This is a genomic window from Yunchengibacter salinarum (assembly GCF_037658235.1).
In the GTDB taxonomy this organism is placed as follows: domain Bacteria; phylum Pseudomonadota; class Alphaproteobacteria; order Sphingomonadales; family Kordiimonadaceae; genus Yunchengibacter; species Yunchengibacter salinarum.
In genome coordinates this window covers 92,765-113,002 of the sequence record NZ_JBBJLN010000001.1, presented here as the reverse complement: position 1 = coordinate 113,002, position 20,238 = coordinate 92,765, and the positions used below count along the sequence as shown (strand labels likewise).

The 20,238-nt window shown below is 66.4% G+C and carries 22 protein-coding genes; 12 read left to right on the top strand and 10 right to left on the bottom strand.

Annotated features, from left to right (window positions below; translation table 11 throughout):
- Nucleotides 1-35 precede the first annotated feature (35 nt).
- Nucleotides 36-1,019 (bottom strand): prolyl aminopeptidase, encoded by a 984-nt coding sequence (gene pip / locus WGH93_RS00575; RefSeq protein ID WP_374762895.1) that lies wholly within the window; start codon nt 1,017-1,019, stop codon nt 36-38.
- Between the two features lie 145 nt (nt 1,020-1,164).
- On the opposite strand from pip, the gene WGH93_RS00570 reads away from it, so the two are divergent.
- Genes WGH93_RS00570 through WGH93_RS00555 form a run of 4 tightly spaced genes read left to right on the top strand, consistent with a single transcriptional unit; the run spans nt 1,165 to nt 4,717 of the window.
- On the top strand, nt 1,165-2,337 hold the full coding sequence (locus WGH93_RS00570; RefSeq protein WP_374762894.1) for an MlaE family ABC transporter permease: 1,173 nt from the start codon (nt 1,165-1,167) through the stop codon (nt 2,335-2,337).
- On the top strand, nt 2,334-3,113 hold the full coding sequence (locus WGH93_RS00565; protein ID WP_374762893.1) for an ABC transporter ATP-binding protein: 780 nt from the start codon (nt 2,334-2,336) through the stop codon (nt 3,111-3,113). Before WGH93_RS00570 ends, WGH93_RS00565 begins: the two co-directional genes overlap by 4 nt.
- Nucleotides 3,114-3,116: 3 nt before the next feature.
- On the top strand, nt 3,117-4,088 hold the full coding sequence (locus WGH93_RS00560) for an MlaD family protein (RefSeq protein ID WP_374762892.1): 972 nt from the start codon (nt 3,117-3,119) through the stop codon (nt 4,086-4,088).
- On the top strand, nt 4,085-4,717 hold the full coding sequence (locus WGH93_RS00555; protein WP_374762891.1) for an ABC-type transport auxiliary lipoprotein family protein: 633 nt from the start codon (nt 4,085-4,087) through the stop codon (nt 4,715-4,717). The genes WGH93_RS00560 and WGH93_RS00555 overlap by 4 nt, the downstream gene beginning before the upstream one ends.
- A 40-nt stretch (nt 4,718-4,757) precedes the next feature.
- On the opposite strand, the gene WGH93_RS00550 is transcribed toward WGH93_RS00555, so the two are convergent.
- Complete coding sequence (locus WGH93_RS00550) at nt 4,758-5,963, bottom strand: MFS transporter (RefSeq protein WP_374762890.1); 1,206 nt, start codon at nt 5,961-5,963, stop codon at nt 4,758-4,760.
- Between the two features lie 136 nt (nt 5,964-6,099).
- Nucleotides 6,100-6,696: a polyhydroxyalkanoate synthesis repressor PhaR gene (gene phaR, locus WGH93_RS00545; RefSeq protein ID WP_374762889.1), complete on the bottom strand. Its 597-nt coding sequence runs from the start codon at nt 6,694-6,696 to the stop codon at nt 6,100-6,102.
- A gap of 168 nt (nt 6,697-6,864) precedes the next feature.
- Here phaR and WGH93_RS00540 point away from each other — a divergent pair, with 168 nt between their 5' ends.
- From WGH93_RS00540 to WGH93_RS00525, 4 genes are all read left to right on the top strand, one after another.
- Entirely contained in the window at nt 6,865-7,047 is a 183-nt protein-coding gene (locus WGH93_RS00540; protein WP_374762888.1) for a hypothetical protein, read from the top strand.
- Nucleotides 7,031-8,308, top strand: coding sequence for an alpha/beta fold hydrolase (locus WGH93_RS00535; RefSeq protein WP_374762887.1), 1,278 nt, complete (start codon nt 7,031-7,033; stop codon nt 8,306-8,308). Before WGH93_RS00540 ends, WGH93_RS00535 begins: the two co-directional genes overlap by 17 nt.
- A gap of 11 nt (nt 8,309-8,319) precedes the next feature.
- On the top strand, nt 8,320-9,030 hold the full coding sequence (locus WGH93_RS00530) for a class I SAM-dependent methyltransferase (protein WP_374762886.1): 711 nt from the start codon (nt 8,320-8,322) through the stop codon (nt 9,028-9,030).
- Nucleotides 9,031-9,197: 167 nt separating this feature from the next.
- Nucleotides 9,198-9,413, top strand: coding sequence for an SMc00767 family acetate metabolism repressor (locus WGH93_RS00525; RefSeq protein ID WP_374762885.1), 216 nt, complete (start codon nt 9,198-9,200; stop codon nt 9,411-9,413).
- Between the two features lie 172 nt (nt 9,414-9,585).
- Here WGH93_RS00525 and metW read toward each other — a convergent pair whose 3' ends face one another.
- Together metW and metX are read right to left on the bottom strand one after the other, a co-directional pair.
- Complete coding sequence (metW, locus tag WGH93_RS00520) at nt 9,586-10,191, bottom strand: methionine biosynthesis protein MetW (RefSeq protein WP_374762884.1); 606 nt, start codon at nt 10,189-10,191, stop codon at nt 9,586-9,588.
- Nucleotides 10,188-11,354, bottom strand: coding sequence for a homoserine O-acetyltransferase MetX (gene metX, locus WGH93_RS00515; protein ID WP_374762883.1), 1,167 nt, complete (start codon nt 11,352-11,354; stop codon nt 10,188-10,190). Before metX ends, metW begins: the two co-directional genes overlap by 4 nt.
- A 176-nt stretch (nt 11,355-11,530) precedes the next feature.
- Between metX and hisC the strand changes: the two genes are divergently transcribed.
- Together hisC and WGH93_RS00505 are read left to right on the top strand one after the other, a co-directional pair.
- Nucleotides 11,531-12,658, top strand: coding sequence for a histidinol-phosphate transaminase (hisC, locus tag WGH93_RS00510; RefSeq protein WP_374762882.1), 1,128 nt, complete (start codon nt 11,531-11,533; stop codon nt 12,656-12,658).
- Complete coding sequence (locus tag WGH93_RS00505; RefSeq protein WP_374762881.1) at nt 12,655-13,608, top strand: prephenate/arogenate dehydrogenase family protein; 954 nt, start codon at nt 12,655-12,657, stop codon at nt 13,606-13,608. Before hisC ends, WGH93_RS00505 begins: the two co-directional genes overlap by 4 nt.
- Here WGH93_RS00505 and WGH93_RS00500 read toward each other — a convergent pair.
- The 4 genes from WGH93_RS00500 to ftsE are packed head-to-tail and all read right to left on the bottom strand — an operon-like array spanning nt 13,603 to nt 16,862.
- Entirely contained in the window at nt 13,603-14,586 is a 984-nt protein-coding gene (locus tag WGH93_RS00500; RefSeq protein ID WP_374762880.1) for a DUF2125 domain-containing protein, read from the bottom strand. The two genes, WGH93_RS00505 and WGH93_RS00500, sit on opposite strands and share 6 nt — an antisense overlap.
- Entirely contained in the window at nt 14,583-15,194 is a 612-nt protein-coding gene (locus tag WGH93_RS00495) for a YdcF family protein (protein ID WP_374762879.1), read from the bottom strand. Before WGH93_RS00495 ends, WGH93_RS00500 begins: the two co-directional genes overlap by 4 nt.
- 4 nt (nt 15,195-15,198) lie before the next feature.
- On the bottom strand, nt 15,199-16,110 hold the full coding sequence (locus tag WGH93_RS00490) for a cell division protein FtsX (protein ID WP_374762878.1): 912 nt from the start codon (nt 16,108-16,110) through the stop codon (nt 15,199-15,201).
- Entirely contained in the window at nt 16,107-16,862 is a 756-nt protein-coding gene (ftsE, locus tag WGH93_RS00485) for a cell division ATP-binding protein FtsE (protein WP_374762877.1), read from the bottom strand. Before ftsE ends, WGH93_RS00490 begins: the two co-directional genes overlap by 4 nt.
- Before the next feature lie 258 nt (nt 16,863-17,120).
- On the opposite strand from ftsE, the gene WGH93_RS00480 reads away from it, so the two are divergent.
- On the top strand, nt 17,121-18,350 hold the full coding sequence (locus WGH93_RS00480) for a zinc-ribbon domain-containing protein (RefSeq protein ID WP_374762876.1): 1,230 nt from the start codon (nt 17,121-17,123) through the stop codon (nt 18,348-18,350).
- 16 nt (nt 18,351-18,366) lie between these two features.
- Nucleotides 18,367-18,948, top strand: coding sequence for a phosphoribosyltransferase (locus tag WGH93_RS00475; RefSeq protein ID WP_374762875.1), 582 nt, complete (start codon nt 18,367-18,369; stop codon nt 18,946-18,948).
- Between the two features lie 27 nt (nt 18,949-18,975).
- Here the strand turns inward: WGH93_RS00475 and lysA are convergent, their stop codons facing one another.
- Nucleotides 18,976-20,238, bottom strand: coding sequence for a diaminopimelate decarboxylase (gene lysA, locus WGH93_RS00470; protein ID WP_374762874.1), 1,263 nt, complete (start codon nt 20,236-20,238; stop codon nt 18,976-18,978).

The window sequence follows — 20,238 nt, the reverse complement described above, 5'->3', positions numbered from 1 at the left end:
GGGCTGGTTCGGGGGCCGGTTCAGGGGCTGGGGGGTCATCTGTCAAGGCTGGTGATCAGGCTGTTCATGGCCGAGATCAGGGCATCGGTCACCGGGGGCTCGAACGCGGAATGGCCCGCCACCGGCAGCATTTTCAGCGTGGCTGACGGCATTTCCCGTGCCAGCGCCCAGGCGGAGCGCGGCGGACAGATGGCGTCATAGCGCCCCTGTATCAGAAAGGTGGGAATATGGTTCAGCCGGTGCGCCCGCCTGATCAGATAGTCGTCCTCCCCCAGAAAGCCGAGATGGTGGAAATAGTGCGCCTCGATCCGGGCGAAGGCGCGGGCGAAATCCGCATCGATGCTGCGGGCGTGCTGGCCGTGGTCCGGCACCAGTGTCACCGTGCTGCTTTCCCACAATGTCCAGTGGCGGGCGGCATCCAGCGCTGCTTCGCGGTTTGAGTCGTCTGTCAGGCGCTGATGATAGGCCGATATGGGGTCGGCGCGCTCCGCCGGTGTCAGGGGGGCGAGAAAACGCTCATAGGCTTCCGGGAACAGGGCGCCGGTGCCGCCGCCATAGAACCAGTCCAGCTCCCGCTGGCTCATCAGGAAAATCCCCCTCAGCACCATGCCGGCGACCCGGTCCCGGTTGTGCAGGGCGTATAGCAGCGACAGTGCCACCCCCCAACTGCCGCCGAACAGCACCCAGCGGTCAATGCCCAGATGAAGGCGGATGGCTTCCATGTCGGCGACCAGATCCCAGCTCGTATTGGCGGCGAGCCCGGCAAAGGGGCGGGACTGGCCGCAGCCCCGCTGGTCGAACAGGATGATGTGGCAGCGCGCCGGGTCGAAAAAGCGGCGCTGGATCGGCGTGATGCCGCCGCCGGGCCCACCATGGACGAACAGCACCGGCAGGCCGTCCGGGTTGCCGCAGCGTTCCACATGGATCACATGCCCATCCCCCACCGGCAGCCGGAAGCTGTCGAAAGGCTCAATGGGTGGGTAGAGAACCTGCTCCTGACGGTCTGTATCGGCGCGCACGGAAATACCTTCTCTTCTTTGTAAAAGCCTAGAAGCGGGACCCGGACTTGGCAAGGATCGCGCGCGGTACGGTCTGAAACATTTGCAGGTGTCGTGGTCTTGTCCCTATGGTGTGCCTGTTAACCCTTTCAGGTGCGGGAACGGAATGACGCGGACGGACACGGACAGGGCGCCGGAAGGAAAGGCGCGTTCAGGCGATGCGGCCTTTCTCACCCTGCCGGCGGCGGATGGGGATGGGGTGGCCCGCTGTGGTGGCGACTGGGTGGTGGATCATGCCGCCCATATCGACCGCCTGATCCGGGACGGCGGCGCGGCTGGTCTGCGCGTGGAGTCGCTCGACCTGTCGGGTATCGGGCGCATGGATACCACCGGTGCCCTGCTGGTGCGCCGGGCCATCATGATGCTCGGCGGAAAGGGGGACCCGGCGCTTGTGGGCACCCGGAACACCCATCAGGCATTGTTGAACGTGGTCAAGCAATGCCCGCCGCCCACGCGGGTGGATGCGGACGATCTGCCGCCGCTGCTGCAACCGGTGGCGGATCTGGGGGATCTGACCTTTCGCGGCTATCGCTCCCTCGGCGGGGCGGTGGGCTTTGTGGGGCTGATTCTGGCGCGGCTGGCCCGGATGCTGCTGCATCCCGGTCGGTTTCGGTTTATCGCCACCGTGAATCAGATGGAAATGACCGGCGTGCGCGCCATGGGCATTGTGGGGCTGATTTCCTTCCTGATCGGCTCGGTGATGGTCAATCAGGGGGCGGTTCAGTTGCAGCGCTTTGGCGCCGATATACTGGTGGTGGACATGCTGGGCATCTCGCTGTTTCGGGAATTGGGCATCCTGCTGACCGCCATCATGATCGCGGGCCGGTCGGGCAGTGCCTTCACCGCTGAAATCGGCTCCATGAGCCTCAGGGAGGAGGTGGATGCCATGCGCACCATCGGCATGGACCCGGTGGAAGTGCTGGTGCTGCCCCGTTTTCTGGCCTTGCTGGTGGTGCTGCCGCTGCTGACCGTGTTCGCCAATGTGATGGGCGTGTTCGGCGGCGCGCTGATGGCCTGGTGGCAACTGGATATCCAGCCGGCCAATTTCCTGGTCTATTTTCAGGATGCGGTGGCGGTGGAACATTTTCTCGTTGGCATGATCAAGGCGCCTTTCTTCGGGGCGATCATCGCCGTGACGGGCTGCTATCAGGGGCTTCGGGTGTCGGGCAGCGCCGATGCGCTGGGCCGCCACACCACGCGATCCGTGGTGCAGGCGATCTTTTACGTGATCGTGCTGGATGCACTGTTCGCGGTTTTCTTTACGGCGGTGGGCTTATGACGGAACAGGCGGACAATGTGATCCGGGTGCGGGGCCTGAAAACCGGCTTTGGCAAACATGTGGTGCATGATGGCCTGGACCTGGACATGCGGCGCGGTGAAATTCTGGGCATTGTGGGGGGCAGCGGTACCGGAAAGTCGGTGCTGCTCAGGGCCATTGTGGGGCTGCTGAAGCCTTGGGCCGGTGACATCCGCTTCAATTGCCCCGGCATGGCGCGCGGCCAGCGGGACGGGCGCCGCCTTGGCGTGCTGTTTCAGGACGGGGCGCTGTTCTCGTCGCTGACCGTGGCGCAGAACATTCAGGTGCCGCTCAGGGAACATTATCATCTGTCCCGGCATTTGCTGGATGATCTGGCCCGTTCCAAGGTGGAAATGGTGGGCCTGCCGCTGGATGCGGCGCGGCAGTATCCATCGGGCCTGTCCGGGGGAATGCGCAAGCGCGCCGCGCTGGCCCGCGCGCTCGCGCTGGACCCGGAAGTGCTGTTTCTGGACGAACCCACCGCCGGGCTCGACCCCATCGGGGCCAGCGGGATCGATCGGCTGGTCAAGGAGTTGCGCGATAATCTGGGGCTCAGCGTGTTTCTTGTCACCCATGATCTGGATACACTGGTCAGCATCTGCGATCGCATTGCGGTGCTGGGGGAAAAGCGCATCCTGATCAATGCCCCGCTGGCGCAGGTGCGTGCCTTTGATCACCCCTGGGTGCAGGATTATTTCAATGGGCCGCGCGGGCGGTCGGCAGAAGAAGCCGCCGCGCTTGGCGCGACGAAGGAGTGAACCATGGAAACGCGGGCTTCACATATATTGGTGGGCAGCTTCGTGCTCTTGTTCCTGGTGGGCGCCGTGGCGATCGCGCTATGGGTGGCGAAGGCCGATCTGGATGCCGAATATGAGGAATACGACGTCTATTTCGACAGCTCCATTTCCGGCCTGCTGAAGAACAGCACGGTGTATTATATGGGCATTCCGGTGGGCGACGTGATCGATCTGGGGCTGGGCGCGGACAACCCCCAGCAGGTGCGCGTGACCGTCCGCATCGAAAAGCGGGTGCCGATCAATGAGGGCGCCTCCGCCCGGCTGGAGTTTCAGGGGCTGACCGGCGTGGCCTTTGTGGAACTGGATGGCGGCCCCGCCAATGCGCCGCCGCTGGAACCGCCAGAGGGCAAGGAAAACGCTGTGATTCCGGCCACGCAATCGGCGCTTCAGGCCCTTTATACGGAAACGCCGACCCTGCTGGACGCGGCGATCAAGGCGGTGGCGCAGGTGCAGAAGCTGCTGCGGGATGAAAACATTCAGGCGCTCAGCCGCGCGATCCAGAACACCGAAACGCTCAGCGCCAATATGGCGCGCGGCACCGAGGATCTGGAGGCCGTGATGTCCGAGTCGCGGCGGACCCTGATGGCCGTGGCCGGCATGGCCGGGCGGCTGGAGGATGCCGCGGGCAGCGCCGACCGGCTGATGAAGGAAGACGTGACGGCGCTGGTTTCGGATGCCCGACGCACCATGCAGACGGCGGAAACCATGCTGGCGCGGGTGGATGGTCTGGTGGCTGGCAATGAAAAGGCCATGACCCAGTTCGTCAATGGCAGCCTGCCGGAGATTTCCCGCATGATCACCGATCTGCGCCGCACGGCGCGGGGCCTGTCCCGGCTGGTGAAGCGGGTGGAGCGCAATCCCAGCGAAGTGATCTTTGGCGGCGAGGAAAAGACCTATGATCTGAAAAGCCGCACGGTTGAGGAGGATGAGCAATGACCCGTCATACCAGGCTGCCCGGCTGGGTGCTGCTGCCCGCGTTTCTGGTGCTGACCGGCTGCGGCGGGTTCAGCCTGTTGCCGGAAAATCCGGCGGAACGCACCTTTACCCTGGAATGGCAGGGAAGCTCCCCCTATCCCGGCGACGGGCCGGTGATCTATCTGGAAGAACCGGTGATGCAGGGCGGCCTGGGGGGGCGGGTCATTACGGTGGAAATGGCGGGGTTCGAGCGCAGCGCGCTGGGTGGTGTGCGCTGGGCGGCCAATCTGTCGGATCTCATTCGCGGCTATATGGTGCGGGCTTTGCGGACCAATTCCGGCGCGCAGACGATCGGGGAGGGCAGCCTTGACGTGGACGCCGCCTGTCGCATGACCCTGACCGTCTGGGCGTTCCAGTTCTCGCCGGGCGCCGAGGTGGCGCAGGACCGGGTGAAGATGGCGATCGAAACATCGCTGGTGCGGCTCAGGGACAATGCCCTGATTGGCCGCGCCACGTTCGATTCCGCCCAGCCCACGCCGGGCGACGGTGAGGGCGCCATCATGGCCGCCTTCAATGCGGGCATGGATGAAGTGGCCACCAATCTGGGCCAATGGTTGCTGGAGCGGCGCGCGGCCTGCGATGAGGCATAAGGCGCTTCCCGGTTCGTGCGCGCCGTGTGTGTGGTGGGCATTACCCGCCGCGTTCCCGGCCAATCTGGCCACTGGCCCAGGCCAGGATGGCGCAGGCCATCACTGACAGCACCAGAAAGGGCAGGGCCGGGGTGGCGGCGGAAAACAGGCTTCCCGCGCTGAGCGGCCCGGCTACCCGGCCCAGCGCCGACATGCCGTTGGCCAGGCCCAGCGCCGCACCCTGATCCCGGCTGCCGGTGCGCATGGACACGATGCTGTTGAGCGCCGGGAAGCCCGCGGTCATGCCGGTCATGGTCAGGGGGAAGCCGATTATGGCGGACCAGACCGTGCCGCCCCCGAAACTGATGATCGCGGCGCCCGCCAGCGCCAGCCCCATGCCGCCCATCAGGGCGCGGGCCTCCCCCACGGCGCGAAAGATGGGGCCGAGCGCGAAAGTCTGCACCGCCGCCACCATCAGGCCGACGGCCATCATCAGGAAGCCCACTTCCCGTTCGGACCAGCCAAGCGCGCTTTCCGCCCAGAAGGGGGTGATGGAAAAGGTGATGCTCTGGCCCACTGCCAACAGGGTGAACATGGCAAACAGCAGCCCGCGCGTCGGTGTGGTGAACAGCAGCGACAGCCGCATGGGGGGCGCGGCGGGGGCCACATCGGCGGCACCGGGCGCCCCCGTGCTGTCCGGGGTGATATCGGTGTCAGCCTTCAGCGGATGGCTTTCCCGCATCAGAACGGCGGTCAGGATGAAGGCGGTCAGTGACAGGCCAGCCGCCGTCAGGCCGGGAAGATAGATGGCCGGGCCGCTGCCCATCGAGCCCAGCAGCCCGCCAAGCCCCGGCCCCACGGCGAACCCCAGCCCGAAAACACCGCCAAGCCAGCCCAGCGCCCGCCCCCGGTTGCCTTCATGGGTGCGGTCGGCGATGGAGGCCATGACCACACCCACATTGCCCGCCATGGCCCCGGACATGCCGCGCGCCAGGAACAGCATGGCCAGGCTGTCCGCATGGGCCAGCGTGATATAGGAGATCACCGCCCCCATGAAGGTGAACATCAGGGCGGGTTTGCGCCCGATACGATCCGACAGCCGGCCCCAGATCGGGCCGGACAGAAAGGTCATTAGGGAATAGATGGAAATCAGCGCCGTGCCGGTGAAGGCGCTGCCGCCATACGCCTTGGCGATGAAGGGCAGAATAGGGACGATGATGCCGAATCCCACCAGGTCGATGAAAACGGCGATCAGCAATACCGGCATAACGGGGCTTCCCTGAAAACGGACTTCCCTTTAAGCGGGCGCTCCATGAAAACGGGCGCCCCATGAAAACGGCGACACGGGGCCGCGTCGCCGCGTTCATCAGCATCGGGCGCGGGGCGCCCCCCGTCCAGCCCGTTTAGCCGGAAAGTTTGTCCACCTGTGTTTGCAGGCGGGACAGTTGCTCCTTCAGGGCGCGGATTTCCTCGTCTTTCTGGTGGGTCTGCGAGTCGGCCCTGGCCCGCGCGGCGGCGGCGGCGTTTTCCCCGCCTTCGGCTGCCGGGTTGAACATGCGCATGGCATCGGAAAACAGCTTCATGTTCTGGCGGGTGATGTCTTCCATCATGGGCATGAAGGCCTGCGGCCCCTGCCCGGTCACCACCGCTTCCCGTACTTTTTCCTGATTGTTGGTCAGGGCTTCCATGGCGCATTGCAGATAGGTGGGAATCATGGTCTGCATACCGTCGCCGTACATGGCGATCAATTGCCGCAGAAAGGGCAGCGGCAGCATGGTCTTGTCTTTCGATTCCTTGTCGAAAATGATCTGGGTCAGCACGGTGCGGGTGATGTCGTCGCCGGTTTTGGCATCCCGGACCACGAAGTCTTCATCCTGCTTGATCATCTCCGCCAGATGTTCCAGCGTCACATAGCTGGATGTTGCGGTGTTGTAGAGCCGCCGATTGGCGTATTTCTTGATGATGATGGGCTCGCCTTCCTGGCGCCGTGTGCGGGCCATGGGCCTCTCCCCTTTCTGTTTATGCTGCGCAGCATAAAATCTGGAAATGGTCAAAAACGCAAGGGAAAACGCCAATTTGGCAGTCTTCACCCTATCTGTTTATTAAATAATTTTTGCGCCTGCAAAATCAATTCTTTTTGCGCACAAAAACCGGTTTATACTGCCGCCATGACGCAACGGAACGATCAGTCAGGCACGACGCCGGGTGCGGGCGGCGCGCCGTCAGGGAATGACGACCTGACGGCGCTGGCCGATCGCATTCTGGACCTGTGGGAAGACAATCTGCGAGCCCATGCGCGCATGGAGGCGGGCGACCACCACACGGCGGAGCGCGATGATGACCGGTCCTGAGTCCGGTCCCGAATCCGGCCCGGATGGGCCCTTGCCGCCCGGCCCGCATCCCATGCCGCTGCACATGGCCAATGCCCAGGCCATGGCGCTGGGTGCCCCCGCGGCGGCGCTGGCGCTGATGCAGGATGATGATCTGATGTGGCATCCGCATGTGAAGGCCGCCGCGATACCCCTTCGGGCCGCCTGCACCGGGTTGGACCGATCGGCCCGTGCCCGGCTGACAGCCACCGTCGCGGCGCGGGCGCAGGCCCGGCTGCAAGCCATGCTGGCCGGGGTGGCACGCTATCAGGCAAGCCGCCCCACCGGCCCGGCGCACGCCGCCACGCCGCTTGCCACGGTGGGCGGCGTGACCCTGCTGGACCATGGCCCGGTGGATGCCCCGCCGGTGATGCTGGTGCCCAGCATGGTCAATCCCGCCCGCATTCTTGATCTGATGCCGGGCCGGTCCCTGGTGGGCTGGCTGCGCGAACAGGGCTGGCGCCCGCTGCTGGTGGACTGGGCCGGGGATCGTTTCGAGCCGGACATGACCCTTGCGCGCGCCGTGCGGCAGCGCCTTTTGCCCTTGCTGGACCGGGCGGTTGCGTTGGCCGGTGGGCCGGTGCCGCTGGTGGGTTATTGCATGGGGGGCACGCTGTCGGTGGCCGCCGCCGCGCTGGCCCCGGAGCGGGTGTCGCGACTGGCCCTGCTGGCGGCCCCCTGGCGCTTTTTCATGGAAGACGAGGCCCCGGCCAGCGCCGTGGGCGGCGCGGCGGCGCGGCGCATGTCCGATCTGATGGCGTCCCTGCCCACCGGGTCCGGCGTGCCGGTGGCGCTGTTGCAGGGCTTTTTCGCGGGTATCGACCCCACGCTGATGGCCCGCAAGTTTCGCCGCTTTGCCAATCTGGCGCCCGATGATCCGGCGGTCGATTTCTTTGTGGCGCTGGAAAGCTGGGCCAATGACGGCGCGCCCCTGCCCGTGGACGTGGCGCGGGAGGTGCTGCGGGACTGGTACGGCGCCAACGCCCCGGCGCGCGGCACCTGGTCACTGGATGGCGCGCCGGTGGTGCCGGAATCGTTCGGCGGCCCGGTGCTGATCGCGGCCCCGGCCCGTGACCGGCTGGTGCCGCCGGAAAGCGTGCGGGCCCTGCTGGATGCCTTTCCCCATGCGCGAACACTGGCCCCGGCGAGCGGCCATGTGGGGATGATCGTTGGCAGCGGGGCACGGGCCGGTTTATGGTCGCCGCTTACGACGTGGCTGTCCGCCGCGTCGCCGAGCGATTAGGAAAGGCGCCCATGCACCCGGATATTCACCAGATGCGGCATTTTTACGGGCGTTCGCTGGGGCGCAGCGTGTCCGATCTGCTGGGGGGGCATGTGGCGGACCTGTGGTCCGATGCCCGTGACCTTCTGGTGCTGGGCATCGGCTATGCCCCGCCGGTGCTGGAGCCGCTGGCCGCGCTGGGGGCCAATACGCTGGCCGCCATGCCCGCGCGGCAGGGTGTGTGCCATTGGCCCCGCATGGCGGACAATCGCAGCCTGCTGGTGGACGTGGCGCGCCTGCCGTTCGATGATTCGGCGGTGGACCGGGTGGTGCTGCTGCACGCCCTGGAACACGCCCGGCGACCCGCCATATGGCTCAGGGAAATCTGGCGGGTTCTGGCGCCGGGCGGGCAGGTGCTGGTGGCGGTGCCCAACCGGCGGCGCACCTGGTCGGCCATCGAAACCACGCCGTTCGGTCATGGCCATCCCTATAGCCGGGCGCAGTTGATGGCCCTGATGCGGGACCAGCTTTTGCCGCCGGATTACTGGGATACCGCCCTGATGCTGCCGCCTGTGCACTGGCCCGGCGTGCGGCGAACCGCCGCTCTGGTGGAGCGCCCCGTGCATATGCTGGGTCGGGGGCTGGGCGGTGTGCTGCTGGTGCGTGCACACAAACAGGTTTATGGCGCGATCGAAAGTCCCGCAAAGGCGCCGCACGGCGTGCGAATGGCCACCCGGCCCTGACGATGCGGGGTCGCCGTTCCCGCGTGCCGGGGCTTTTCAATGCCGGAAACGGAAGAAATCTGTTTACAGAATGTTGAAATATATAATACGAATATACCTGTCTTATTGGTATTTTATTTCAATCCAATGAGCCTTTGCACAGACAGTCCGCTTGGGGGAGACACAGTATGAGCGATGACAAGACCGATACCGAAACCGGCGCCGACGATAAGGACGCCGCCATCCGCCGCATGGCCAATGCCTTGCACCGCCTGAACGATTCGGTCATCAAGGCGGTGGAAGCGGGCGTTACGGTGGAACTGATGCGCACCTCCCGCTATCACAATGAAGAAGGGGCGTGGGGCGACATGCTGGTCCCCATCATCCATAAGCGGGGCGAATGACGGCGCCCTTCGCGCTCAGGCGGGACGCGCACGAAAAACCCGTTGGCTGACAGGGATCATGCCAACACGGATCATGAAGGGGGCGCCCGGCGGGGCGGCCCCTTTTTCCTGCCGGTGTCGGCGGGGCCGCGCGGGCTGGTTCAGCTTTCCTTCAGCGCTTTCTTAGCAGCTTTCAGCGCTTTTCAAGGGTGAACAGGGCCTGTTCCGCCAATAGGTTGGCGGTTTTCGGCCCCACCGACAGGGGCCGGCCATCGGCCCGGTAGGGGCGGAAATCCACCACGCGGATATTGTCCGCCGCGGCCAGGTCCAGCAGGTCCAGAATCGTGCAGAAATGGATGTTGTCGGTTTCAAACCAGCTTTGCGACAGCGCCCCGGTAACCGGCATCCGCCCGGTGGCCAGCAGCGCCAGACGCACCTTCCAATGGGCGAAATTGGGGATGGTGACAATGGCCCGCCTGCCGATCCGCAGCAGGTGCAGCAGCACATCCCTTGGCCGCTGCACGGCCTGAAGGGTGCGGGACAGGATCACATAATCGAAGCTGTTGTCGGGATAGTCGGCCAGATCCCGATCCGCGTCGCCCTGCACCACGAACAGGCCGCGCGCCACGGCGCGGTTCACCCCGTCCTGGGCCAGTTCCATGCCGCGGCCATCCACCTGCCGGTTGCGGGCCAGATAGGCCAGTAGCGCACCGTCGCCGCAACCCACATCCAGCACGCGGCTGCTCGCCGGTATCAGCGATGCGATCAGCTCCAGGTCCGGGCGCAGATCGTCGGTCATGGCGCTTCCCCGCTTTTGGCCGGGCCGCCTTCGGTGGGTGCCATGCTGGCCACGGCGCCCTCCAGAAAACCGCACAGCATGGTTTCCATGTCCGGCGCATCCAGCAGAAAGGCATCATGGCCCTTGTCGGAATGGATTTCCGCGAAGCTGACCGGCACCCCCGCCGCATTGAGGGCGTGGACAATGGCCTTGTTTTCACCGGTGGGGTACAGCCAGTCGCTGGAAAAGGCGATCACGCAGGTGCGCACATGGGCGGCACTGGCAAAGGCATCCGCCAGTCGGCCCCCGTGGCGCGCCGGGATATCCAGATAATCCATGGCGCGGGTGATATACAGATAGCTGTTGGCATCGAAGCGGTCCACGAAGCTGATGCCCTGATGGCGCAGATAGCTTTCCACCTGGAAATCCGCATCGAAGCCGAAGGTGACGGCGTTGCGGTCCTGAAGGTTGCGGCCAAACTTGGCGGTCAGCGCGTCTTCGCTCAGATAGGTGATATGGGCGGTCATGCGCGCCACGGACAGGCCCTTTGCCGGTTGCCCGCCATCGGCCCAATAGCGCCCTTCCCGCCAGTCGGGGTCCGCCATGATGGCCTGGCGCCCTACTTCGTGAAAGGCGATGTTCTGGGCCGTATGGCGCGCGGCGGTGGCGATGGCCACGGCGCTGTGCAGGCGGTCGGGATAGGTGGTCAGCCATTCCAGCACCTGCATACCCCCCATGCTGCCGCCGATCACGCCCAGCAACCGGTCTATGCCCAGATGGTCCAGCAGGGCGGCCTGTACGCGCACCATGTCGCGGATGGTGATAACGGGGAAATCCAGCCCGAAGGGGTCGCCCGTTTCCGGGTTGATGCTGGCCGGGCCGGTGGTGCCGGAACAGCCCCCCAGCACATTGGAGCAGATGACATAAAACCGGTTGGTGTCTATCAGCTTGCCGGGGCCCACCAGCCGGTCCCACCAGCCGGGCTTGCCGGTGACGGGATTGGTGCTGGCCACATACTGGTCGCCGGTCAGAGCATGGCAGATCAGAATGGCGTTGTCTCCGCGGGCGGACAGCGTGCCATGGGTCTCATAGGCCACTGACACCGGTGACAGGCTGGCGCCGCTGTCCAGCCTCAGGGGGCTGTCCCGGAACAGGGTTGCTGTGTCATGGTGTGTCTGGCTCATCGGTGTTGACCTTGCCGGTACCCTTGCGGGCAAACAGGATGTTGGGTACGCCGGGCGGCCCGGCCTTGTCAATTTTCTCCGCATGAAGCGGGCAGGGGCAACCTCACAAAATCTTTGCCAAGCCCGGTCTGGGCGGCTACCAAATGGCCCGCACTCTTATAGCCTGGAGACACCCCATGACTGGCCCCGCGCCCAAGGACTGGATTCTGGACCTCGCCCCTTATGTGCCCGGCAAGGCGCGGGCGGACGGGGCTGACCGCCCGGTGGTGAAGCTGTCGGCGAACGAATCCGCCTATGGCCCCAGCCCGCGCGCCGTGGCGGCGGCCCGCGATGCCATGGATGGTCTTGCCCGCTATCCCGACCCGGAAAGCGCGGACCTGCGCGCGGCGCTTGGGGAACTGCACGGGCTGGATGCGGCGCGAATCCTGTGCGGCAACGGGTCGGACGAGCCGCTTTCCCTGTTGGCGCACTGTTTCGCCGGGCCGGGGGATGAGGTGATCTACAGCCGTTACGGCTTTCAGCTTTATGCCATTCTGGCAAAGACCGTGGGCGCCACCGGCGTGGCGGTGGCCAATGAGAACTGGGCCGCCAGCGTGGATGGCATCCTTCAGGCCGTGACGCCGCGCACTCGGCTGATCTATCTGGACAATCCCAACAATCCCACCGGCGCCATGCTGCCCTTTTCCGAGATCGAGCGCCTGTACGCCGGCCTGCCGGATCATGTGCTGCTGGTGCTGGATGCGGCTTACGGCGAATGTGTGGACGACCCGGCCTATGAGGCGGGCGCCCGCCTGGTGGACCGGGCGAACAATGTGGTGATGACCCGCACCTTTTCCAAAATGTACGCGCTGCCCGCGCTGCGGGTGGGCTGGGCTTATGGCCCGGCGGCGGTGATGGATGTGCTGAACCGCGCGCGCCTGCCTTTCAATGTGTCGGCGGCGGGGCAAAAGGCGGCGCTGGCCGCGGTGCGGGATCAGGATCATCTGGCGGCGGCGGTGGCCCGCAATAATGAAGAACGCGCCTGGCTGACCGCCGCGCTCGCCGCCACCGGCCTGGATGTGGTGCCCAGCCAGACCAATTTCGTGCTGGCGGGCTTCCCGGATGCCCCCGGCCAGACCGCGGCGGAAGCATACCGCGCCCTGATGGCGGACGGGTATATCCTGCGCCATCTGCCGGGGCAGGGTCTGGCGAACCATTTGCGCATCACCATTGGCACGCCTGAGCAGAACCGCGCCGTGGCCGCGCTGCTCACCGCCTTCATGGACGGTTCGGGTCTTGCCGAAGCCGGGGAGGCGCCGGCATGAGCACCCCGCCCATTACCCGCGTGGCGCTGGTGGGCGCCGGGCTGATCGGGTCCAGCATGGCGCTGGCCACCCGCGCTTATGTGGCGGATGGCACGGTCACCCTTACGGATCATGACCCGGATACGCTGGCGGCGGCGGAGCGCCTCGGTCTGGCGGATCGGATCATGGCGGACCCGGCGGCGGCGGTGGCCGGGGCCGATCTGGTGGTGCTGGCGGTGCCGGTGGGCGCCATGGCGGCGGCGGCCAAGGCCATCGCGCCGGGGCTGACGGCGGGCCAGATCGTGACCGATGCGGGCTCGGTGAAGGCTTCCGTTCTGGCGGATGTGGCCCCCCATCTGCCGCCGGGCGTGGCCTTTATCCCCGGCCACCCGGTGGCGGGCACGGAACAGTCCGGCCCGGCAGCCGGTTTCCCCGCTCTGTTCCGGGATCGCTGGTGCATCCTGACCCCGCCGCAGACCATGACGGCGGACGATCCGGCACTGGCGCGGCTGACCGCCTATTGGCAGGCGCTGGGGGCGCGGGTGGAGGTGATGGACGCCCATCACCATGACCTGGTGCTGGCCATCACCAGCCATGTGCCGCACCTGATCGCCTATAATATTGTCGGCACCGCCAGCGATCTGGCGGATGTGACGGAGCGCGAGGTGATCAGCTATTCCGCCGGTGGCTTCCGCGATTTCACCCGCATCGCCGCCTCCGACCCGGTGATGTGGCGGGATGTGTTCCTGAAGAACAAGGATGCGGTGCTGGAAATGCTGGGCCGCTTCAACGAAGACCTGATGGCGCTGCAACGGGCGATCCGCTGGGACGACGGCGATGCCTTGCTGGAGCTGTTCACCCGCACCCGCGCCATTCGCCGCGGCATTGTGGAAGCGGGCCAGGACGCGGGCGAGGCGGATTTTGGCCGCCATCGCGGTGATGACGTTCGGGACGACGACCCCGCCTTATAGGATTGGCGGCAGGGCGGTGAGCCGGGTGTTGCCCACCGTCACCTGCCCACCCTGCATCATGACGGACAGGGAGCCTTCCCCGTCGCTCAGAACCGGTGCGGCCTTCAGGCCGAAGGCACGGCCAAGCCCGTCCGCCAGCACGTCGCCGCCGCTATAGTCCAGGCTGAGGGTACCGAGCGGCCTTAAATCCTCATCCAGCGACAGGCTGCCATTGCCGGTGATCTGGCCGGTGCCGAGGCGCAGGGTCAGGCTGTCCAGTTCCAGAAGGCCGCCGCTGTCCCGCCAGCGGGCCAGCCGCCGCCGCGACCAGCCGAGCGGCCCCGCCCCGGTCAGGCGGCCCAGCATGTCCAGCCGCCCGCCGTCCCATGCGGCCACCAGCTTGAAATCCGCCAGCCGGTCGGCGAACAGCGCGCCGCTATCATCGCCGTCCCCGGTATCCGTGTCGGTGCCGTTCGCCGTGCCCCGGCCTTTCGCGGTTTGGGGCAGGCGCAGAAACAGCGTGGCATCGTGCAGATTGGCGGGCCCGGCCAGACCGGGAAAGCGGGTCAGCCTTGTGTCGTCCCGCACCCCGGAATCCAGCACCATGACCATGAAGCCGTCCCGCCGCCGCAGGCTGGCGCGCAGGCTGTCATCGGTGATGCGGATCTCGCCGTCAAACATATGCAGGGTCGTGCCGGTGGCGTCCGCCATCCAGTGTCCGGGGGTCCAGACATGGCTTATCAGGCGTGCCGTTTCGGATTTGAAACGAATACCGTCATTTTTGCTGTCCAGCCGCAGGTCGCGCAGGTCCAGGCGGATGCGATAGGGAAAGCCGCCAAGGTCCACTGCCCCGACGCGGGCGGTGGCGCCAGCCGCCCGCCAATCGGCCAGCCGGGCTTTCACCATGTCCCGCGCGTCGAACGCGATGGTGAACCAGATGGCGGAATAAGCGATGGCGGCGAGCACGATGGCGCCAAGGATCAGGCGGAAACGGGTCATGGTGTGCTGTCCTCTGCCGGATCGGGCGGTGGCGGAGACACCGACAGGTCGCCTGCGATCAGGGTTACGAGATATTTGTGATATTCCTGCATCAGATACGCCAGCGACACATCCGTATCAACCGCATGGGGAATGATCCGCACATTGGGCATGGCGCGGGCCAGCAACAGGCGGCTGCGCGGCATATGATAGTCGCTGGTGACCAGAATCACGCTGGCAAAGCCGTGGCGCCGGGCCCAGCGGGCGCTTTCCAGCGCATTGCCCACCGTGTTCAGCGCGTTATGGTCCAGATCCACGCAGCAATCGAACAGGGCCGCCCCCGCGCCGGTCATGCGGCGCAGCGTGGTGGCCTTCACGTTCAGATTGACCCCGCTGATCAACAGGCGCGTGCCGCGATCCGCTTCCAGCAGGCGAATTGCTTCTTCCATCCGGCCCGCGGCGCCGGTCAGCACGATGATGCCGTCGGCGTGATCCGGCAGGTCGCCCGTTGCCATGGGCACCCGTTCCAGATAGCTGATCAATCCCGCCAGCCACAGGCCCACAAGAACGATTCCCGCCCCTTTCAGCACGGTGCGCGGACGCAGGCGGGGCTTGGCCGGGCCGGGCACGGGCTCAGACCATCCGGGCCAGTGCCCGGCGCACGGTGACGCGGGCGGTGAGCATGGTCAGGCCACCGGCCAGGGGGGGCAGCAGGATCAGCCACCAGAGCGCGCCCATGCCGGGCAGCGCGGCGGTAAGCAGCCCTTCGCCCATGCGACCGGCCAGCGTGATGATGCCATAAAGCGCCAGCGCCGCCAGCGCCACGCCGATAATGCCGCCCTTCAGGCCGTACCACAGATAGCGTTCGTCAAAGGCGCGGGCGATGGTACCGTCCTCCGCCCCCATCAGGTGCATGATCTCGATGGCACCGCGATGGCTGGCCAGCCCGGCGCGGCAGCCGAACACCACGATCGCCACGGTGGCCAGCACCACCATGACCAGGCTTGCCAGAAGCACCATCTGCACCAGCCGGGCCAGGTCCAGCAGGCGGCTCAGCCAGGCTTTGTGATCGTCCAGTCGGGCGCCGGGGGCGATGGCTTTCAGCCGTTCCGCCAGCGCATCCGGGTTGATGGCGCCGGGTTTCTTCAGGGTCACGTCTATCAGGGTGGGCACGGGCAGGCCGCTGCCGCGGGGCAGGTCGCCCAGCCAGGGGCTGAGCATGTCCATCACCTGGCTTTCCGCCATCACGCGGGCCTGTTCCACCCCCGGCGTGGCGCGCAGCATGGCCAGCACCTCTGTTTTCTGGCGGTCATGAACCGCGCGATCCGGCTCCACCAGTTGCACGCTCAGCGTGGTGGCCAGCCCGCTGCTCCAGCGTTCCAGGCCGCGCCCCACGCCGGTGGCGAGCACCAGCGACAGGCTGGACAGGAACAGCATCACCGCGATCAGCCAGGGCAACAGGCGGTCCCCCGCACGGTTGGCGGGCAGAAAGGGGATGGTGCGGGCGCTCAGCATGGCGCTGCCCTGGCCGGGGCGATCGGTCATGCCCGCCCTCCCGGTGCCGGGGCCGCGCCCGATGATGGCAGGCCCGACGGCGCTGCATCAGACCCGGCAAGGGCGGACAGCGCGCCCGGACGGCCCGGATGCAGGGTCAGTTCCCCCTTGTCCAGCGCCATGACGGGGGCTCCGATGGCATTGACCAGATTGGCGTCATGGCTGGCCACCACCAGCGTGGTGCCGATGCGGTTCAGTTCCAGAAACAGGTGCATCAGCCGCTCGGCCATGTCCGGGTCCACATTGCCGGTGGGTTCGTCCGCCACCAGCAGGTCCGGCTTGTTGATGATGGCCCGCGCAATGGCCACGCGCTGCTGCTCGCCGCCCGACAGCGTGGCGGGGCGGGCGTTCATCCGGTCGCTCAGGCCCACCCAGCCCAGCAGTTCCGCCACATGGCTGCGAATCTGTTTGGGCCGTGCCCCCTTGATCCTGAGCGGCAGGGCCACGTTTTCAAAGGCGGTGAGATGATCGAACAGCCGGAAATCCTGAAACACCACGCCAATGCGCCGCCGAAGCGCCGGCAGCCGGTGGCGGGGCAGGCTGGCGAGGTCTTCGCCAAAGAAAGTGACCAGGCCGCGCGATGGCCGGTGTGCCAGATACAGCAGGCGCAGAAGGGATGTCTTTCCCGCGCCGCTCGGACCTTTCAGAAAATGGAAGGAGCCCCGCTCCAGCGTGAAGGAGATGTCGCGCAGCACTTCGCCGCCCATACCGTAGCGCATCCCCACATTTTCGAAGGTTATCATGGTCTCTCCCGCCCGCGCCGGTGCGATCATGGCATAAAGGCCGGGGGTGGTCCAGACTGTCCGGCCCGGCACAGGGATGCCTGATAAGCGCTGGTGGGGCAAGGGCTTTGCAGAACGGCGCAGGGCCACAGTGCGCTTGAGTTTGTCGGCCAAAGCGGGATAGACTGTGCCGCGCGCCGGGGGAAGTCCGCCGGGCGGTATTCAAAGGGGCCGAACCGCGCCCCCCGATCCAACCGGTGGAAAGTGTGAGGCCACTGCATGATCCTGGTCTGTCCATCCTGTTCCACATCCTTCAAGGTGCCCGACGGAGCCATCAAGGGGGCAGGGCGCAAGGTGCGCTGCGCCAGTTGCGGCCATGACTGGCACGCCACGCCCGATGAACTGCGGGAGGCGCCGCCCCCCAGCGCCCGCCGCCGTCCCGCTGGCGAGGGGGAGCCATCCCGTGACCGCGCCGCCGAGGGCTCCGGGGCAGCACCCGACCCCGAAACCGCCGCGCGCCTGCGGGCGGCCATGGCGGAGGACGACGATGACGCGCCTGCGCCCGCCCGCCCAGCGGCACCCACGGACCTCGGCGACGATGATGACGACGACGCCTGGGCCAGCCTGGATGACATCCGCCGGGAAGCCGCCGCCGAGCGCACGCCCCAACAGGGCGGCGCGGACGACGACACCCCGCACGAGGCGGACACGGCCCCGGCCCCGCATCCGTCCGGCGGCATGGACGATCTGGGCGAGGATGAAGGGGACGGGGATGGCCCCGCGCCTAAAGGGGATGGCCCTGACACCCCGGATCTGACCGCCGATACCGGGGACGGCGCAGAGCCGGGCGATGCCGTGCCGGATACGGACATGGACGATTTCGTCACCCGCGTGCGGGACCGCTATGGGGATGACAAGCCGTCCTTCCTTAATCAGGACGATTTGATCGGGGAGCCTGCGCCCGCGCGGGGCCGATGGCGCAAGGGGTTGATGACGGCGGGTTGGCTGTTGCTGCTGGCGCTCTGGCTCGGTGCGGGGGGTGCGTTTTTCCTGGCCGAAGACAAGGTACGCGCGCTGTGGCCCGCCAGTGCCCGGCTTTACCAGATGCTGGAAAGTGTGAGCGACGAAGCCCGCTTCCGTGAAGCCGCCCGCGAGGAGGGCGGGGAACTGAGCAAGCCCATCACGGAGCGCGTGCCCAAGGTGGCCGCTCTGTTGGAAAACACCCGCGTGGAAACGCGGGACGGGCGGGATGTGCTGGTGCTCAGCGGCTTCGTGCGCAATGAGGGGGATATTACCGCCAAGGTGCCCAAGGTGCGGGCCGATATTCTGGACCGGCGCGGCCAGGTGGTGGATAGCTGGGTGTTCAGCCCGCCCGCCCAGTTGATCCGGCGCGGCATGAAGGTCTCTTTCGAGGCGACCCGCCATCCGGTTCCCGCCGGGGCGGCCAATGCAGCGGTGTCGGTGGTGTCCGGCTCGCAGTCGGATCAATCCGCCACACAGGGCCAGTGATCATGGTGAACCGGTTATGACATCCAAACGCTCCCCCCGCCTTATCAGCGCCCTGCATGACTGGGGCCGCAGCGAACCCAGCGTGCACGGTGTGGAGCCGGTCCATACCGCTGCCGAAATCGCCGCGCGGGTGGATGAACTGGCCGCCAGCCTGACAAGCTGGCTGGAAGGGGAGCCCGTGGCGCAGGTGATCATGAACGGCGCTTTCATGTTCGCCGCCGATCTGACCCGTGCCATGTCCGCCCGTGGCAGCGTGGTGGAAATGGATTTCATCACGCTGGAAAAGGACCGGCGCGCGGGCACGGTATCCTTGCTGGCCGCATCCGACCGGCCCGTGGCGGATCGGGATGTGCTGATCATCGATGACATCTTCGAGACCGGCCACACCCTGTCCTATGCCCTCGACCATTATGAGCGGCTGGGGGCGGCATCCGTGACCAGCGTGGTGCTGCTGGACAAGTCCGCCGGGCGGGAAACGGTCTGTCGGCCCGATTTCACCGGCTTCCGGTGCGGTGACATGTTCGTGGTGGGCTATGGCATGGATGTGGGCCACCGCTTTCGTGAACTGCCCTTCATCGGGCGCATGGGCTCTGCCTGAGGCGGCGCCCCGCCGCCCCGCCAGCGGTTACAGCCAGTCCGGCAGCCGGTCCATGGCGATCAGGTCTTCCACTTCCACACGCGGGCGGACCACCTCGAACCGGTCGCCATTCACCAGCACTTCCGGCACCAGCGCACGAGTGTTGTAGCTGGATGCCATCACGGCGCCATAAGCCCCCGCCGATTTGATGGCGAACAGCGCGCCCGGTTCCTGGACTGCCGTGGCGCGGCCAGTGGCGAAGGTGTCCCCCGTTTCGCAGATCGGGCCGACGAAATCCACCGTCTGAACCGGCGCGCCGGGGGCGGCGGCCACGGGCAGTATGGCGTGATAGGCGTCATACATGGCCGGGCGGGCAAGGTCGTTCATGGCGGCATCCAGCACATAGAAGGTGCGCGCATCGCCTGTTTTCACATAGAGAAGGCGGGTGACCAGAACCCCGGCATTACCCGCGATCAGGCGGCCCGGTTCCAGTATGATGGCGCAATCCAGCCCATCCATGATGCGGCGGATCATGGCGCCATAAGCGGCGGGTTCCGGCGGTGTGTCCGCGTCCGGCTCATAGGGGATGCCGAGCCCGCCCCCCAGATCGATATGGCTGATGGCGTGGCCCTTGGCCTTCAGGTCTCGCACCAGGCCCACCACCCGCTTGAAGGCGGCCTCGAACGGGGCGAGATCGGTCAACTGACTGCCGATATGCACATCCACGCCCACGGCGCGCACATTGGGCAGCGCCCCCACCAGATCATAGATCGTATCGGCGCGGTTCCACGGAATGCCGAACTTGTTTTCCGCCTTGCCGGTGGAAATCTTGGCATGGGTGCGGGCGTCCACATCCGGGTTGACGCGGATGGAAACCGGCGCCGTGACGCCCATCTCACCGGCCAGCCGGTCCAGCGCGGTCAGTTCCGGTTCGCTTTCCACATTGAACTGCTTGATGCCTGCCGCCAGCCCGGCGCGGATTTCCGCATCCGTCTTGCCAACGCCGGAAAACACGATCCTGTCCGCCGGAATGCCCGCCATCAGCGCCCGCTTCAACTCCCCGGCGCTGACCACGTCCGCCCCGGCGCCCTCATTGGCCAGGGTTTTCAAAACCGCCTGGTTGGAATTGGCCTTCACCGCAAAACATACCAGGGCGTCCAGCCCTTCGAAGGACTGCTGGAACACCCGCATATGGCGCTGCAATGTGGCGGTGGAATAGACATAGACGGGCGTGCCCACTGTTTCGGCGATGGTGGCGAGCGGTACGCTCTCGGCCATCAGGGTGCCGTCGTGATAGTGAAAATGATCCAT